Below are 14715 nucleotides of genomic sequence, written 5' to 3'. Positions count from 1 at the left end.
ATGCGCGAGCGCACAGGCATTTCGATCCTGCTGGTCGACGACCACCCGGTGGTCCGACAAGGCTACCGCCGCGTGCTGGAGAGCCAGGACGGCTTTCGCGTCATCGCCGAGGCCGACAGCGCCGCAGCGGCCTATGCCGCCTTCAAGGCGCATGCGCCCGACGTGGTCGTGCTCGACATCTCGATGAAGGGCGCCAGCGGGCTGGAGGCGATCCGCAACATCCGCGCTCGCGACAATCGCGCCTGCATCCTCGTGTTCTCGATGCATGGCGAGGCGCCGCTGGTGAAGGCCGCGTTTGCGGCAGGCGCCAGCGGCTTCGTCACCAAGAGCAGCGAGCCATCGGCGCTGGTCCGTGCCATCAGAATGGTAATCAACGGCGAGCGCGCGCTCAGCGACGACGTCGCCCATGTGCTGGCCGCCGACAGCCTCGATCCGCAGCAGACCGTGCTCGACCGGCTCGGCGAGCGTGAGATCGAAATCCTGCGCCAGTTCGCATCGGGCCTGACCACCGAGCAGATCGCCACCAATCTGCACCTCAGCGTCAAGACGGTGCAGAACTATCACTACCTGGTGAAGGCCAAGACGGGATTGCAGACGGATGCGCAGTTGGTGCGGCTCGCGGTCACCAGCGGGTTGACGGATCTGTAAAGTGGGCAAAGGCGCCGCCGTGCCATCGCCGCGGGCGGGATCGCAATGGCGCCGTGCCCACCGTCCAGCGGAAGAGTTCGCTGCACGACGGTGGCACGGCGCGCGCGATCGCGTTGTTCGGCCTAGCTCGCCATGCGCTGGCGCAGGCTCTGGTAGAATGCCGTCTCGAAGTTCATGTAGCCGACGAACGACGTCGGGTCGCCGAAGGGCAGGATCTGCGTCGCCCAGAAGCCGCCGAATCCGTTCTGCCGGTCGATCCAGTAGAACAGATTGGCCAGCCCGGCCCAGCCCAGCGCACCGGCCGGACGGCCCGTCGGCGCCTGCTCCTCGTTGATCATGAAGCTCAGCGCCCACGACTTGGATTGGCCGGGGAAGAACTCCGCGTCGTTGCACAATTCGGGAATGACTCCGGTCAACGGTGTCACCTTGTTGTCGCCGAGATGGTTCTTTTCCGCCATGCGCACCGTTTCGGCCTTCAGCACCCGGCCGAACTCACCGGCGCCGTCATTCAACCACATGCGGATGAAGCGCATGTAGTCGCCGACCGTGCCATAGAGGCCGTGGCCGCCCATGTGCACCTCGGGCTCGGCAGGCAGTTCGAAATCCATCGGCGTCAGCGAGCCATCGGCGGTGCGCGCGTGGATGCCGGCCAGCCTGCTGCGCATGGCATCGGTCAATTCGAAGGACATGTCCTTGATGCCGAGCGGCTCGAACACGCGCGTCTTCAGCACCTCCCCAAGCCGCCGGCCGGTGATGGCTTCGACGATCTGACCGCACCAGTCCATGTTGGTGCCGTAATCCCAGCGGTCACCGGGATCGAACAGCAGCGGCGTCATCAGGCAGGCCTTGGTCGCGGTGATCACGCTTGGCTGACCTTTTTCCTGCGCCAGCCGGTTGTAGGTGTGATTGATGAAGTCGTAGCTCAGTCCCGCCGTGTGCGTCATCAGCATGCGCGTGGTGATGTCGCGCTTCGGCGCACGCAGGATCGGATCGCCCTTGGCATCGAAGCCCTCGATCACCTGCAAAGTCCCGATCTCCGGCGCGTAACGCTTCGCCGGCACATCGAGGTCCAGCCTGCCGTCCTCGACCAGTTGCAGCACGGCCGTGCCGGTGATCGCCTTGGTGGTGGAGAAAATGGCGAAGATGCTGTCGGCGGTCATCGGCTCAGGCCGGTCGAGACGGCGTTGTCCCGCTGCGCCCTGGTAGATGTTGCGATCGCGGTCCGTCACCATCGCGACCACGCCTGGCACGCGCGGTGAGGATGTGACGACACCGTCGAGAACGGCATCGGCCGCCGCGGTGAAATTCGTGCTCATGGTAGTCCTCCCTCGTGTTTCTTGGCTCGTGTCCCAGTGTCGGCGTCTGCCGAAGGCTCAATGCATCGCAAAGCCCTGGTAGCCGCCGGCGGCGACCTCGTCGCATTTCTGGCGGTAGGCCCCGACCCCGCCGCAATAGGACAGAACCCGCCGCGGCTTGCCCTCGATGTTCGAGCCGAGATACCAGGAACTCGTCTTGGCGATCAGCGTCGCGTTGGCGGTCTCGTCGTGATGCGCGACCCAGCCATCCTCCGTTTCCCGGGTCGGCTCGATCACCTTCAGATCCCTGGACCGCATGTACTTGATGCAATCGTCGATCCATTCGACCTGCTGCTGCAGGCACGTCGTCATGTTGCACAGCGCGGCCGAGGGAGCGAGCGGCACCGCGGTCGTGAACAGATTGGGATAGCCGTGCACCTGCAGGCCCATCGTGGTACGGATGTCCCTGCTCCAATCCTCCCTGAGCGATCGATTGTCGCGCCCGCGAATATCGATCCGCGTCAGCGCACCGGTGCCGGCGTCGAAGCCGGTCGCCAGGACGATCATGTCGAATTCGTGCACGGTGCCGTCGGCCATCTGAATGCCCTTCGGGGTGACGCGTTCGATCGGATTGGTCTTGACGCTGACGATCTCGACGTTGGGACGAAGGAAGGCTTCGAGGAAGTTCTGCTCGAGCGGCACGCGGTGGGTGCCGAAGCCGTAATCTGCGGGGATCAGCAGGTCGCACAGCTTCGGATCCTTCAGCCGCTCGCGCATCTTGTCGCGCACGAATTCGGAGATCTCCGCATTGACCGCCTCGTCGAAGAACAGCTCGGCGAAGGACGAAATCCACAGTTTGAGGGAGCCGTCCTCCCAGCACTCCTCGATCACCTGGCGACGCCGATCCGGCGACAGGTCGGCCCAGGCATGCTCGAAATCATACTCGAAACCGGTGAAGGTGTGCGGCAAGCGCTCCGTCAGATGCTTGAATTTCGACTTGTAGGCCTCCGCGTCGTCAGCGCCGTATTTCGGGTTCTTCATCGGAATGACGTATTGCGGGGTGCGGACGAAGACCTTGAGGTGACCGGCCTCGCCGGCGATGGTCTGGATGACCTGGATGCCGGTCGCGCCATTGCCGATGATTCCGACGCGTTTGCCGGCGAAGCTGACCGGCTGCTTCGGCCAGCGCGCGGTATGGAACAGGTCTCCCTCGAACGTGTCCTGGCCGGGAAACGAGACGTGGGGCGCCGACAGCATGCCGCAGCAGGTGACCAGGAACTGGGTATCGATCAGTTCGCCCTTGTCGGTCGTGACCAGCCAGCGCTGCGTCGCTTCGTTGAACTGCGCACGAACGACCGTCGTGCCGAACTGGATGTCCTTGCGCAGATCGAGCCGGTCGGCGACGTAGTTGAGCCAGCGTTCGATCTCCGGCTGGGCCGGGAACTTCTCGCTCCAGCTCCAGCCCTTGTAGAGCTCCTCGGAGAACAGATACTGATAGATGTAGGCTTCCGAATCGAAGCGGGCGCCGGGATAGCGATTCCAGTACCAGGTGCCGCCGACGCCCGACGCGGCGTCGATAGCCCGGACGCTCAGTCCCTGCTCGCGCAAGCGATAGAGCTGATAGAGCCCGGCAACGCCGGCGCCGATCACCACCGCATCGAGCCTGGTCGTCACATGCGAAGCGTCTCCGTTGGCGTTCACAGCGGCTTCCGTCATCTGGTCCTCCTCATCCTTGTTTCAGGGCGCACGCCGCCGTTCCTCGTCCGTGTGTCATCGGACGGGGGCTGCGTTTTCGTTGTCGCCCGCGCAAGCTATGGGCCGGCGACCCGTCGGGGCTTGGACGAAACGGACGATTTCTTGAACGGTGCGGCGCACGCGCCAGCTGTGCTCGCAAGTCGCAACAAAGCTCGCTTGGCAAACCGCGAAACCGGCCTATGCTGGCTCCGCCGCAAGGCCAATGAGAAGCAGCAGCGATCAATCGCGCCATAAAAAAATCAAGGGAGGCTCGCGCGATGGGCCATTTGATCAGCGTCGAGGAGCTGCCGCGCTACGCTCCCGGCGAGCTGATGCTGGACAGTTCGGCAATCGGAAAGGCGGACTTTCGGCTCCGCGTCTTCCGCTATGCGCCGTCCGATATCTGGGTGCCGCCCTCCGAGAACTTCTTAGTTGTCGTCTACCGCGGAGGGACCACGTCGATGAACCGCCGGGTGACCGGCGCGTGGAAGCAGGATCATGTCGGCCGCGGCGTCACGACGTTGTTGACGCGTGCGGAAGCGTCGAACTGGCGCTGGAACAGCGACGTCGAGGTCACCCATTTCTATATCGCGCCGAGCCTGATGGCGAAGACCGCGAGCGAGGCGTTCGATCGCGATGCCGAAGCGATCGAACTGCACGATCTGCTCCGGATCGACGATCCGGTCCTGACCTGGATCAGTGACCGGATGGTGCAGGAGATCTCCGACGGCGGTCCGGGCGGCCGGCTGTGCTACGATGCCCTGGCACTTCAGGCGAGCGTGCACATCCTGCGAAGCTATGCCTCGGTGCAATTCAAACTGCCCTGTTCGCAGGGACGCTTCAGGCCGGCCCACGCGCGGCTGATCGAAGACTACATCGAGCAGAACATCGGCAGGAACATCACGCTGGAGGAGCTGGCCGGCATCTGCAACTGCACGCCGGTGCAATTCGCGCGCAAATTCCATGCGCATTACGGCATGCGGCCGCATACCTACGTCCTGAATCGCAAGGTGGAACGCGCATGCGAGCACCTGCGTAAGGACCGGCTTGCGCTGAAGGAGATCGCCCTGCTCTGCGGCTTCTCCGACCAGAGTCACCTCAACCGGATTTTCCGCCGCAAGCTCAACGTCACACCGGCCGAATTTCGCAAAGCGTGCATGGGCTAGGACGTCGGCGGAAGAATTTTCCGAATCTTAGTCGACGCGCCATTAGCGCGTTCACGTTGAGGGGCAGCCCGGCGGATCTGTAGGGTGGGCAAAGGCGCTGCCGTGCCGTTTCCTCGCGCGAGATCGCCGTGGCGCCGTGCCCACCGTCTCGCCGCGGAATATGCTGATCGATGGTGGGCACGGCGCGCGACATCTCGGCACGAACTGATATCGTGCCTTGCGCCTTTGCCCACCCTGCAGGGACTCCATAACCCGGATGAGCGCAGCTATCGCTTTGCCAGGCCGCGCAACAACAAGGCCAGCACCGCATCGACCCGGGTCGAGCAGGTGCAATCGGCCCATTCGTCGGCGTGGGCGGGGTGATGAAAGCTGCGCGTCGCATCGAAGATCGCGGCGGCCGCGGTCTTGGGATCATCGACCTCGAACGCGCCCTGGGCGACGCCCTCGGCGATCATGCCCTCGACCTGAGTGATCAGGTCCTGCTTGTGCGCCTTCACCACCGTGCAGGCCTCGCGGGCGAGCGTCAGGTAGGTCGCGAACATCTCGGGATCTTCGCACACACGCTTGTGCTTGGCATCGAACAGCTCGCGCAGCCAGCGCTCCAGCTTGACCGGCGCCGGCCCCGGTTCGGCGGCGATCTGCGCCAAGGGCCTGCTGACGCGCTCGAGCCAGCGTTTCGCCACCGCCTCGCGCAGCGACGCCTTGCTTGGAAAGTGACGATAGACGGAGCCGTGGCTGACATCGAGCGCTCTCGCGACGTCAACGACCGTCGCTTTGGCGAGCCCGTAACGGCGCAACACGTCCTCGGTGACTTCGAGGATGCGCTCGGATGTCAGAACCACGGCCTCATTCATGCGTGCACCATATCGGCGTCCGTCGTGTGCGCCTTGATCTGGATCGTCTCGGGCAATTCGCGAGACGGGGCGCGGAATTTGGCGGCCTGCGCCTCCAGGTGACGGGCAACCTGGAGATTCAGCCAGTCCTGAAATTGTGAGTGCAACAATCGCTTTTCAATCTTCATCGAAGCGGTCCTTCGCAGTTGAAGCCGCTGAACCCCAGAGGTCAGACAGTGCTAATTGATCATGGCTTTGACATACACCATCGCGCTGACAGATTTCAATATCTGTCAGCACCATTTTTTATTTTGGTTATATAATACCACCAACGGTGACATCGGGGACCGAAACCCGCCGTTTGTATCGCCCCGGCGGCTCTGGTAGAGCACGGCGTAAAATGCTGGCGCGGACGCGATGGTCCCGCCCACCTTCCCTCCCGCCTGGAGCGCCGTCGATGATCCCCCGCTATACCCGTCCCGAAATGGCCTCGATCTGGGAACCGCAGACCCGGTTCAAGATCTGGTTCGAGATCGAGGCGCATGCGGCGGACGCGCTGGCCGAGCTCGGCACGATCCCGAAGGACGCCGCCCGGACGATCTGGGCCAAGGCCAAGGACGCCACCTTCGACGTCGCCCGCATCGACGAGATCGAGCGCGAGACCAAGCACGACGTCATCGCCTTCCTGACACATCTGGCCGAGATCGTCGGCCCCGAGGCGCGTTTCGTGCACCAGGGCATGACGTCATCCGACGTGCTCGACACCTGCCTCAACGTCCAGCTCACCCGCGCCGCCGACCTGCTGCTCGCCGATCTCGACAAGGTTCTGGCCGCGCTGAAGAAGCGCGCCTTCGAGCACAAGATGACGCCGACCATCGGCCGCTCGCACGGCATCCATGCCGAGCCGGTCACCTTCGGCCTCAAGCTCGCTTATGCCTATGCCGAATTCACGCGCGCCCGCGAGCGCCTGGTCGCGGCGCGCAAGGAGGTCGCGACCTGCGCCATCTCCGGCGCCGTCGGCACCTTCGCCCAGATCGATCCGCGCGTCGAGGAGCACGTCGCCAAGGCGATGGGCTTGACGCCGGAGCCGGTCTCGACCCAGGTCATTCCGCGCGACCGCCACGCGATGTTCTTTGCCACCCTCGGCGTGATCGCCTCCTCGGTCGAGCGCTTCGCCACCGAGGTCCGCCACCTGCAGCGCACGGAAGTGCTGGAAGCCGAAGAATTCTTCTCGGAGGGCCAGAAGGGCTCCTCCGCCATGCCGCACAAGCGCAATCCCGTGCTGTCGGAGAACCTGACCGGCCTCGCCCGCATGGTGCGCGCCTATGTGACGCCGGCGATGGAGAACGTCGTGCTCTGGCACGAGCGCGACATCTCGCATTCCTCGGTCGAGCGCATGATCGGCCCCGATGCGACCGTGACGCTCGATTTCGCGCTGGTGCGTCTCGCCGGCCTGATCGAGAAGCTGCTGGTGTACCCGGCCAACATGGAGAAGAACCTCGACAAGCTCGGCGGCCTCGTCCACTCGCAGCGCCTCTTGATCGCGCTGACCCAGAAGGGCGCCAGCCGCGAGGATTCCTACAAGCTCGTGCAGCGCAACGCGATGCCGGTGTGGCGCGGCGAAGGCGACTTCCGCACCCTGCTCAAGGCCGATGCCGACGTGAAGAAGTACCTGACCGATGCCGAGATCGACGAGCAGTTCGACCTCGGCTACCACCTCAAGCACGTCGACACGATTTTCAAGCGGGTGTTCGGCGAGGGCTGAGCACGCCTTGGCGGGCGGACTGCACGTCAGTCCGCCTCCTCACACTTGTCCTGCTTGACCTTGAACATCTTGCGGAACTGGGCCTCGAGCGCGCTCCGCATCGCCTCCATCTTCTTCTCGCCGGTGTTGCGGAGGTTGTAGTTGATCGCGCAATTGCTCCAGCCGAAATTGACCAGATAGATCCGCATGCGCTCCTGGCCGTCCGCCATCTGCGCTTCGGCCGCGTAGCGCGCGACGCAGGCCTTGGGACTGGCGTTGTTGGCGCAGCCCTTGTCGACGGTCTGGCGAAATATCTGCTGCAGGTCGGTCTTGCCCTCGATCGCGTCGACGAAGCGCGCGCAGGCGGCGGCCGGCTGATAGTCGCGCAGTGCTGCCGGCGTCTTGAAGCCGCGGGTGTGCGCCAGGTCGAAATCGCAACTGTCCTTCAGCTCCGCCATCTTGGCGCGGCGGTAGTCGTCGACACCGGCCAGCGCGATGAACTCCAGCCGCGCGGCGGCGTCGAGCGTGGCCTTGCAGGCGCGATCGATCTTGTCGGCGTCGAGCGCTGCGACCGCCTTCGGATCGAACGCCGGCAACGTGCCCGGCGAGTCGAAATCAGACGGACCGAACAGCAGACGCACGGTGTTGCGCAGCCGCGTCTCGTCGTGCTTGGCAGGATCGTACCGGACCGTAAACCGGCAGCCATTGTCCCAGGACATCGTGCGCTCGGCGGCGTCGGCGCCTGCGGCCCCCAGCGTCACGGCGACAAGCGCCAGGCGTGACGCCCATCCGGTCCAGCTTCGTCGTATCATGGCACTCCTCGCAAGAGATCTGAGCCTGCATCCTAGCGGTTCCCTGCGCCAACGCCAGCCCGTGACGCGCACCAGCCGCAGCGTGACGTCGTCACGCTTGTTGTTGAATGTCGTCTTTCCAAGCATGACGACGTCCTGCTTGTCCTTGCGAAGGCCTCGCTTGCACCAACCACGACAAGAATCGGAGCACGACATTGCCCCGCGCGTCCGCCCGCTCACGTCAGCGAATTGTGAGCCGACAGCGGCGACGAGGTGCCCTATGCAACAGGCGTTTCAACTGTCCTTGGAGAACCTGCACGTGCCGCCGACCGAGACCGCTTATGATCCCCTGCTGCGACGGATCCATTGGGCGACCGCATTGCTGTTCATTGCGGCCATGCTGATCGGGCTCTATTGCGGCCTGCAGCCGGCGGGCACCTCACCGCGGCGCGAGCTGCTGGAGATTCACAAATCGCTCGGCATCACGCTGTTCATGTTGGCGATCCTGCGCGTCATGATTCGTGCAACGACGACAGCACCGGCGCCGCCGGCCGCGTTCGGCCCCGTCGTCCGCGCGCTGTCCCAACTCAATCATTGGGCGCTTTATGCCCTGCTGCTGGTCATGCCGGTTACCGGCTACATGTTCTCGTCGGCCGGCGGCTACTCGCTGCGTTATTTCTGGACCTTCAGCTGGCCGCGCCTGTTCGCCGGCGACAAGGCGATCGCCCATGCCGGCGAGATCACGCACGATACCCTGGCCTATGTGGTTTACCTCGTGGTCGGCCTGCACATCGCAGCCACGCTGTGGCACGAGTTCATCAAGAAGGACGAGACCCTGGCCCGGATGTGGCCGCGGCGGTAGCGATGCGCTGCCGTACAGCGCCCTCTCCCGCAAGGGGAGGACGCTGTATTGCGCATCCAAGACGTGGCACGTGAGCCATCGATGATGCGCCGACAGAATGCAACCAACTACATCGGCGTGGCCGCGGCCACCAGATCACCGGCGCGCGCGTCCTGCTTCAGGATCGCGGCGAGCTCGCTCTCGTCCAGCGTCTCCTTGACCAGCAGCCGGCGGGCGGCGCGCTCCAGCACATCGCGCTTGTCCTGCAGCAGCTTGCGGGTGCGATCGAGAGCCGAGGTGACAATGGCGCGGACCTCCGCATCGATCGCATCGCCCGCGGCCTCGCCATAATCAGCGCTGCGCGAGGCGCCCGGCGCCAGGAACGACTGATTGTCGCGCTCATAGGCGACCGAGCCGAGGCTCTCCGACATGCCGTAGCGCGTCACCATCGAGCGGGCGATGTCGGTGACGCGGCGCAGGTCGTCGGCGGCGCCGGTCGACAGATGGCCGTAGACCACGAGCTCCGCGGCGCGGCCGCCGAGCAGCACCGCCATCTTGTTCTCGAGCTCCTCGCGCGTCATCAGGAAGCGGTCCTCGGTCGGGCGCTGGATGGTGTAGCCGAGCGCGCCGACGCCGCGCGGAATGATCGAGACCTTGTGCACGGGATCGGTGCCGGGCAGGCTCATGGCGACGATGGCATGGCCCATCTCGTGATAGGCCACGATCTCGCGCTCCTTCGGATTGAGCAGCCGGTTGCGCTTCTCCAGACCTGCCACGATGCGCTCGATTGCATTGTTGAAATCATCCAGCGTCACCTCATTGGCGCCGCGCCGCGTCGCCAGCAAGGTCGCCTCGTTGACGAGATTGGCGAGATCGGCGCCGGTGAAGCCCGGCGTCAGCGCCGCCACCTTCTCCGGATCGACGTCGGCGGCGAGCTTGGCCTTCTTCAGATGCACATTGAGGATCTGGATGCGGCCCGGCTTGTCCGGACGATCGACCAGCACCTGGCGGTCGAAGCGGCCGGCGCGCAGCAACGCCGGGTCGAGGATCTCCGGCCGGTTGGTCGCGGCCAGCAGCACGAGGCCGGTCGAGGAATCGAAGCCGTCGAGCTCGACCAAGAGCTGGTTGAGCGTCTGCTCCTTCTCGTCATGGCCGCCGGCGAACGGGCCCATGCCGCGCGCGCGTCCGAGCGCATCGAGCTCGTCGATGAAGATGATGGCCGGCGCCTTGGCGCGCGCCTGCTCGAACAGGTCGCGGACGCGCGCCGCGCCGACGCCGACGAACATCTCGACAAACTCCGAGCCCGAGATCGAGAAGAACGGCACGCCCGCCTCGCCCGCCACGGCCTTCGCCAGCAGCGTCTTGCCGGTGCCGGGCGGGCCGACCAGCAGCACGCCCTTGGGCATGCGGCCGCCGAGCCGGCCGTAGGATTTCGGATCCTTCAGGAAGGCGACGATCTCGCGCAATTCGTCCTTGGCCTCGTCGACGCCTGCGACGTCCTCGAAGCGGACGCCGGTGTTGGCCTCGACGTAGACCTTGGCCTTGCTCTTGCCGATCTGCATCAACCCGCCGCCCAGCCCGCCGGCGCCGCCCATCATCCGCCGCGACAGCCAGTACCAGACGCCGAAGAACAGCGCGATCGGCATCACCAGCGAGAGGATGTCGCCGAGAATGTTGCTCTCGACCCGCCCGGTGAAGGTCACGTTGGCCTTGGACAGCTCCTTGGCGAACTCCTGATCGACGCGCGTCGTCGCGAACCGCGTCTGGCCGCCGGGCAGCGGCTCCTTCAGCGTGCCTTCGAGATAGTTCTCGGACACGCCGACCTCCTTCACCTTGCCGGCCGACAGCAGGTCCTGGAACTGGCTGTAGGGAATGACGGCGACCTGGCGATAGCTCGTCCACGCATTGTGGATCATCATCGCGACGAAGATCGCGACGATTGCGTACCAGAGATTGAAGCGGGTCTGCTTGGTCATGGGTCTCTCGAGATGTGATCGATGAAAACGACGTGCCGCGCCTGGCCGCACCGCGTCAGGTCCGGCCCTGCCCCGTGCCCTCGGGGACGAACACCGTGACGGCGCGCGGCAGCACGTTGAAACGCGCCGGCGTGAAGGTGACGAGCTCGCCATCGGCATTGATCGGGCGCGGACGGCGCGTGCGGATCTCGAACGATGTGTCGCGCGAGGCGCGTACCTCCTGCCACAGGCCGTGCCGGCCCTTGCGGAAATCGTAGGCCATCGCCAACAGCTTCCAGACGCGGCCGATCTCCAGCGAATAGAGATCGAGATGGGAATCGTCGATCTCCGCGCGGTGATCGACCGCCATTCCGCCGCCATAGTAGCGACCGTTGCCGACCGCGATCTGCAGCGTCTTCACACGCACCGCCCCGTCCGACGACACGATCATCGCGCGGAAGGGCCGCGCGTTGGCCAGCACCCTGAGCGCCGTGATCGCATAGCCGAGCCGGCCGAACCGCCGTTTCGTCTCCTTCGTCAACTGACGGGCGAGATCGGCGCTGAGCCCCAGGCTTGCAACGTTGAAGAAGGGATGCCCGTTGACCTCGCCGAGATCGATCTTGCGACGACAGCCAGCCGCGATCACGTCGACGGCCGCCTCCATGTCGTCCGGCAGCCCCAGCGTACGGGCAAGATCGTTGGCGGTGCCGGCTGGAATGATGCCGAGCGGAAGGCCCGTCTTGACCAGCGCAGGCGCGGCCGCGTTCAGGCTGCCGTCGCCGCCGGCGACGACGACGGCTTCCGCGTCGTCGGCATGGGCCTCGATCCACGGCGCGACCTCGCGCGGACTATGCGGGGCCGAGATCACGAGGTCGTAGCCGGCCGCGCTCAGCCGCGACACGGCGACGCCAGCGGCCTCTCCGCCGGAGCGGCTGCCGCGGTTGATGATCATCAGGAGCCGGCGCGTTGCGACTCCCGGTCGCGATGGCGCCGCCTTCGCGATCAATACTTGGTCACCCCCCGTGGTCACGGCATGCTCCCGTACACAATATACCAGCGCGCACTGGCCATCAGGCGCGGGTTCCATACAAAGGTCCGAGCAAGCGTCCGAGTTCCATCACGATCGCCGTTGCCGCGTCGTTGATCCGCCGGCAGTTGCGAGGCGTTATGGACGTTGTCTCGACGAAAGGGTCCGGCGCCTGGGCCGCAAAGATCGATCGCCGCAAGCGGCGCGTGTGGCTGCATCTCATCAAACTCCCAAGATGGGCTGCCGGCTTCGCTCCGGAGAGCGAAATACCGCCAGCGACATCTGTCACGAAAGAGAGTCCGACATCATAGTCCTGCACGCGAGCCTTGCAGACTATCAGAGGGGCCCGGATCTCCGGCCCTCTGGAATTAGTTCGCGGCCGCACGGCTGCAAGGCAGCAGACACTCTGTCGCACCGGATCGTTCATCTTGCTGAACGTCGGTCGACGACGACCGGCTCTTGAAACCTGATCCGGCGCCCCCTATGTGCGCGAGGAGACCCCTGGTCCGGGCCCCTCTGGTGAAGCTGCCGGTGCTTTCACGATGTCGGACCTGACGACATCAATCGCACCGGCGTAAAAGAGGACCCGTCGTGGACTTCCTGTTCATCGCGTTTGCCGGCAAGCCTGTCTGGATGTGGCTTGCCTTTCTCGCAATCGTGCTCGCCCTTCTCATTTTCGATCTCGGTATCCTCCATCGCAAGACGCGCGAAATCTCGGTGCGCGAGAGCTTGGTGATGAGCGCCGTCTACATCGTGCTCGCGCTCGTCTTCGGCGCGTGGGTGTGGTGGCAGCTCGGTAGCGAAGCCGGCACGGCCTATCTGACCGCCTTCACCATCGAGAAGGCGCTGGCGATGGACAACGTCTTCGTCATCGCGATGATCTTCAGCTATTTCGCGATCCCGCGCGCCTATCAGCATCGCGTGCTGTTCTGGGGCATCGTCGGCGTCATCGTGCTGCGCGCGATCATGATCGGCCTCGGCGCCGCCATCGTCGCGCAGGCGAGCTGGATCCTCTATGTCTTCGCACTGTTCCTGGTCGCGACCGGCATCAAGATGCTGGTGTTCAAGGACAAGCCGCACGACATCGGCTCCAACCCCGCTCTGGCCTGGGTGCGCCGTCGCTTCGACGTCACCGAGCAGCTGCACGAGGAACGCTTCTTCGTGCGCCAGAAGAATGCCGAGGGCAAGCTGACCTGGTTCATGACGCCGCTGTTCCTGGCGTTGATCCTGATCGAGTTCGCCGACGTCATCTTCGCCGTCGACTCGGTGCCCGCGATCTTCGCGATCTCGACCGACCCGTTCGTGGTCTACACCTCGAACATCTTCGCGATCCTGGGCCTGCGTGCGCTGTACTTTGCGCTTGCCGCGATGGTCGACCGCTTCCAGTATCTGAAGCTGGCGCTGGCCGCGGTGCTGATCTTCATCGGCTCGAAGATCTTCCTGGCCGACCTGCTCGGGCTGGAGAAGTTTCCGCCGGCCATCTCGCTGGGCATCACCTTCGGCCTGCTCGGCGCGGGTATCGCCTACTCGCTGTGGAAGACCCGTCCCGCGGTCGAGCAGATGAAGTGAGAAGCGAGAGGTGATGGCGTGGCGATGAACGATGCCGTATCCAATGATGAGGTCGCATCCGGTCCGCGCCGTCACAATGGCCCGATCAGCCGGCGGCTGCTCGCGATCGCGCGCACGGTGCGGTCGGAGGAGCCGTCGGTCGGCGAGCTGTTCGACCGGCTGGAGTCGGAAGGTCTCGGCCTCACCCTGCTGCTGCTGACGATCCCGGCGCTGATCCCGCTGCCCGGCCCGTTCGGCATGGTGTTCGGCACCTTCGTCGCGCTGGTCGCGCTGCAGATCCTGTTCGGCGCCGAGCGGCTATGGCTGCCCCAGACGGTACGGCAGCGGCCGGTGCCGCAGCGGCTGCTGCGCAAGGTGATCCGCGCCGGGCTCGACTGGGCCGGCTACGCCGAGCGCGGCCTGCGCGAGGATCGGCTGGCCTGGCTGACCGGCCGCACCGCGCGGATGCTGCTGGCGCTGCCGCTGCTGCTGATGGCCGTCACCATCATCCTTCCTATTCCCATGGGGAATGTGATGCCCGCGCTGGCGCTGATCGCCGCCTCGATCGGCTTCATGGCTGCCGACGGCCTCGCCGTGCTGGTGTCGATGCTGATTGCGATGGCCGCCGTCGTCTGGACCGCGGTGCTGCTCTACACCGGCGCGGCGGCAGCGGATTATGCCGCCATGCTGCTGGCGCGCCTTGCCGTGCATCTGCGCGCGATGCTGGAGAGCGTCGGCGTCGATCTCGGCTTTGCCGCCGGCGTGTCGACCGTGTTCGCGCTGGCCGCAGGCGTCGCGGCGCTGGCCTTCTGGGTCCAGGCGGTTCGCCATCGGCGCAGCCGGCGCACGTCGTTCGATGCAGTGCAGGATCCGCACGAGCGCTCGCGTGCCATGGCGCGGCGCAATCGAGGGCTTCTGACGGCGGCGAGCCTTGCCACGGCAGCCGCAGCGATCTTTCTCGCCACGCGCTTCATGCTCACGGGCTGGATCTGAAGTTCCAGCCGGAACCCGCTCGCATGTGACACGACGCGCGAGACCGATCTTCACGCGCGCGATCGGTCGCACCTGCCGCACTTGTCATTGAAGCGGCAACAAAAAATGCGACCGATGGGTCGGCGATGCCGAGCGGCATC

The 14715-nt window shown here is 65.2% G+C and carries 13 protein-coding genes; 6 read left to right on the top strand and 7 right to left on the bottom strand.

Going from position 1 to position 14715, the window contains the following annotated elements; translation table 11 throughout:
* Positions 1-648, top strand: a complete 648-nt coding sequence (locus tag QX108_RS22405) for a response regulator transcription factor (RefSeq protein WP_315719383.1) — start codon at positions 1-3, stop codon at positions 646-648.
* A 122-nt stretch (positions 649-770) separates the two neighbouring features.
* Here QX108_RS22405 and QX108_RS22400 read toward each other — a convergent pair whose 3' ends face one another.
* Complete coding sequence (locus QX108_RS22400; RefSeq protein WP_315787378.1) at positions 771-1964, bottom strand: serine hydrolase domain-containing protein; 1194 nt, start codon at positions 1962-1964, stop codon at positions 771-773.
* Positions 1965-2021: 57 nt separating this feature from the next.
* Positions 2022-3659: an NAD(P)/FAD-dependent oxidoreductase gene (locus QX108_RS22395; RefSeq protein ID WP_315787380.1), complete on the bottom strand. Its 1638-nt coding sequence runs from the start codon at positions 3657-3659 to the stop codon at positions 2022-2024.
* 296 nt (positions 3660-3955) lie between these two features.
* Here QX108_RS22395 and QX108_RS22390 point away from each other — a divergent pair, with 296 nt between their 5' ends.
* Entirely contained in the window at positions 3956-4843 is an 888-nt protein-coding gene (locus tag QX108_RS22390; RefSeq protein ID WP_315787382.1) for an AraC family transcriptional regulator, read from the top strand.
* Positions 4844-5109: 266 nt separating this feature from the next.
* On the opposite strand, the gene QX108_RS22385 is transcribed toward QX108_RS22390, so the two are convergent.
* Both QX108_RS22385 and QX108_RS22380 read right to left on the bottom strand, forming a co-directional pair.
* Complete coding sequence (locus tag QX108_RS22385; protein ID WP_315787384.1) at positions 5110-5697, bottom strand: TetR family transcriptional regulator; 588 nt, start codon at positions 5695-5697, stop codon at positions 5110-5112.
* Positions 5694-5864, bottom strand: a complete 171-nt coding sequence (locus QX108_RS22380; RefSeq protein ID WP_315719378.1) for a hypothetical protein — start codon at positions 5862-5864, stop codon at positions 5694-5696. The genes QX108_RS22385 and QX108_RS22380 overlap by 4 nt, the downstream gene beginning before the upstream one ends.
* A 269-nt stretch (positions 5865-6133) precedes the next feature.
* Here QX108_RS22380 and purB point away from each other — a divergent pair, with 269 nt between their 5' ends.
* Entirely contained in the window at positions 6134-7441 is a 1308-nt protein-coding gene (gene purB, locus QX108_RS22375) for an adenylosuccinate lyase (protein WP_315787387.1), read from the top strand.
* A 26-nt stretch (positions 7442-7467) separates the two neighbouring features.
* On the opposite strand, the gene QX108_RS22370 is transcribed toward purB, so the two are convergent.
* Positions 7468-8232 carry a hypothetical protein gene (locus QX108_RS22370; protein ID WP_315787389.1) on the bottom strand — a complete coding sequence of 255 codons (765 nt, stop codon included), beginning with the start codon at positions 8230-8232 and terminating at the stop codon, positions 7468-7470.
* A 298-nt stretch (positions 8233-8530) separates the two neighbouring features.
* On the opposite strand from QX108_RS22370, the gene QX108_RS22365 reads away from it, so the two are divergent.
* The gene (locus QX108_RS22365; protein ID WP_315787419.1) at positions 8531-9073 is read left to right on the top strand and encodes a cytochrome b; all 543 of its coding nucleotides are present in this window, start codon (positions 8531-8533) and stop codon (positions 9071-9073) included.
* A gap of 107 nt (positions 9074-9180) precedes the next feature.
* Here QX108_RS22365 and ftsH read toward each other — a convergent pair whose 3' ends face one another.
* Together ftsH and QX108_RS22355 are read right to left on the bottom strand one after the other, a co-directional pair.
* Positions 9181-11028 (bottom strand): ATP-dependent zinc metalloprotease FtsH, encoded by a 1848-nt coding sequence (gene ftsH / locus QX108_RS22360; protein WP_315787391.1) that lies wholly within the window; start codon positions 11026-11028, stop codon positions 9181-9183.
* Between the two features lie 55 nt (positions 11029-11083).
* Positions 11084-12037 (bottom strand): lipid kinase, encoded by a 954-nt coding sequence (locus QX108_RS22355; protein ID WP_315719374.1) that lies wholly within the window; start codon positions 12035-12037, stop codon positions 11084-11086.
* 588 nt (positions 12038-12625) lie between these two features.
* On the opposite strand from QX108_RS22355, the gene QX108_RS22350 reads away from it, so the two are divergent.
* Together QX108_RS22350 and QX108_RS22345 are read left to right on the top strand one after the other, a co-directional pair.
* Complete coding sequence (locus tag QX108_RS22350; protein WP_315719373.1) at positions 12626-13603, top strand: TerC family protein; 978 nt, start codon at positions 12626-12628, stop codon at positions 13601-13603.
* Positions 13604-13621: 18 nt separating this feature from the next.
* Positions 13622-14575, top strand: coding sequence for an exopolysaccharide biosynthesis protein (locus tag QX108_RS22345; RefSeq protein ID WP_315787394.1), 954 nt, complete (start codon positions 13622-13624; stop codon positions 14573-14575).
* Positions 14576-14715 lie beyond the last annotated feature (140 nt).

Source organism: Bradyrhizobium sp. SZCCHNR1002 (genome assembly GCF_032381435.1).
GTDB classification, from domain to species: Bacteria; Pseudomonadota; Alphaproteobacteria; order Rhizobiales; family Xanthobacteraceae; genus Bradyrhizobium; species Bradyrhizobium aeschynomenes.
This window is presented reverse-complemented; position numbering and strand designations above follow the sequence as displayed.

What these genes read in the sequence shown, in the direction of transcription:
- QX108_RS22405 (WP_315719383.1), top strand. Translation starts at nt 1, where the DNA reads ATGCGCGAGCGCACAGGCATTTCGATCCTGCTGGTCGACGACCACCCG.
- QX108_RS22400 (WP_315787378.1), bottom strand. Translation starts at nt 1,964, where the DNA reads ATGAGCACGAATTTCACCGCGGCGGCCGATGCCGTTCTCGACGGTGTC.
- QX108_RS22395 (WP_315787380.1), bottom strand. Translation starts at nt 3,659, where the DNA reads ATGACGGAAGCCGCTGTGAACGCCAACGGAGACGCTTCGCATGTGACG.
- QX108_RS22390 (WP_315787382.1), top strand. Translation starts at nt 3,956, where the DNA reads ATGGGCCATTTGATCAGCGTCGAGGAGCTGCCGCGCTACGCTCCCGGC.
- QX108_RS22385 (WP_315787384.1), bottom strand. Translation starts at nt 5,697, where the DNA reads ATGAATGAGGCCGTGGTTCTGACATCCGAGCGCATCCTCGAAGTCACC.
- QX108_RS22380 (WP_315719378.1), bottom strand. Translation starts at nt 5,864, where the DNA reads ATGAAGATTGAAAAGCGATTGTTGCACTCACAATTTCAGGACTGGCTG.
- purB (WP_315787387.1), top strand. Translation starts at nt 6,134, where the DNA reads ATGATCCCCCGCTATACCCGTCCCGAAATGGCCTCGATCTGGGAACCG.
- QX108_RS22370 (WP_315787389.1), bottom strand. Translation starts at nt 8,232, where the DNA reads ATGATACGACGAAGCTGGACCGGATGGGCGTCACGCCTGGCGCTTGTC.
- ftsH (WP_315787391.1), bottom strand. Translation starts at nt 11,028, where the DNA reads ATGACCAAGCAGACCCGCTTCAATCTCTGGTACGCAATCGTCGCGATC.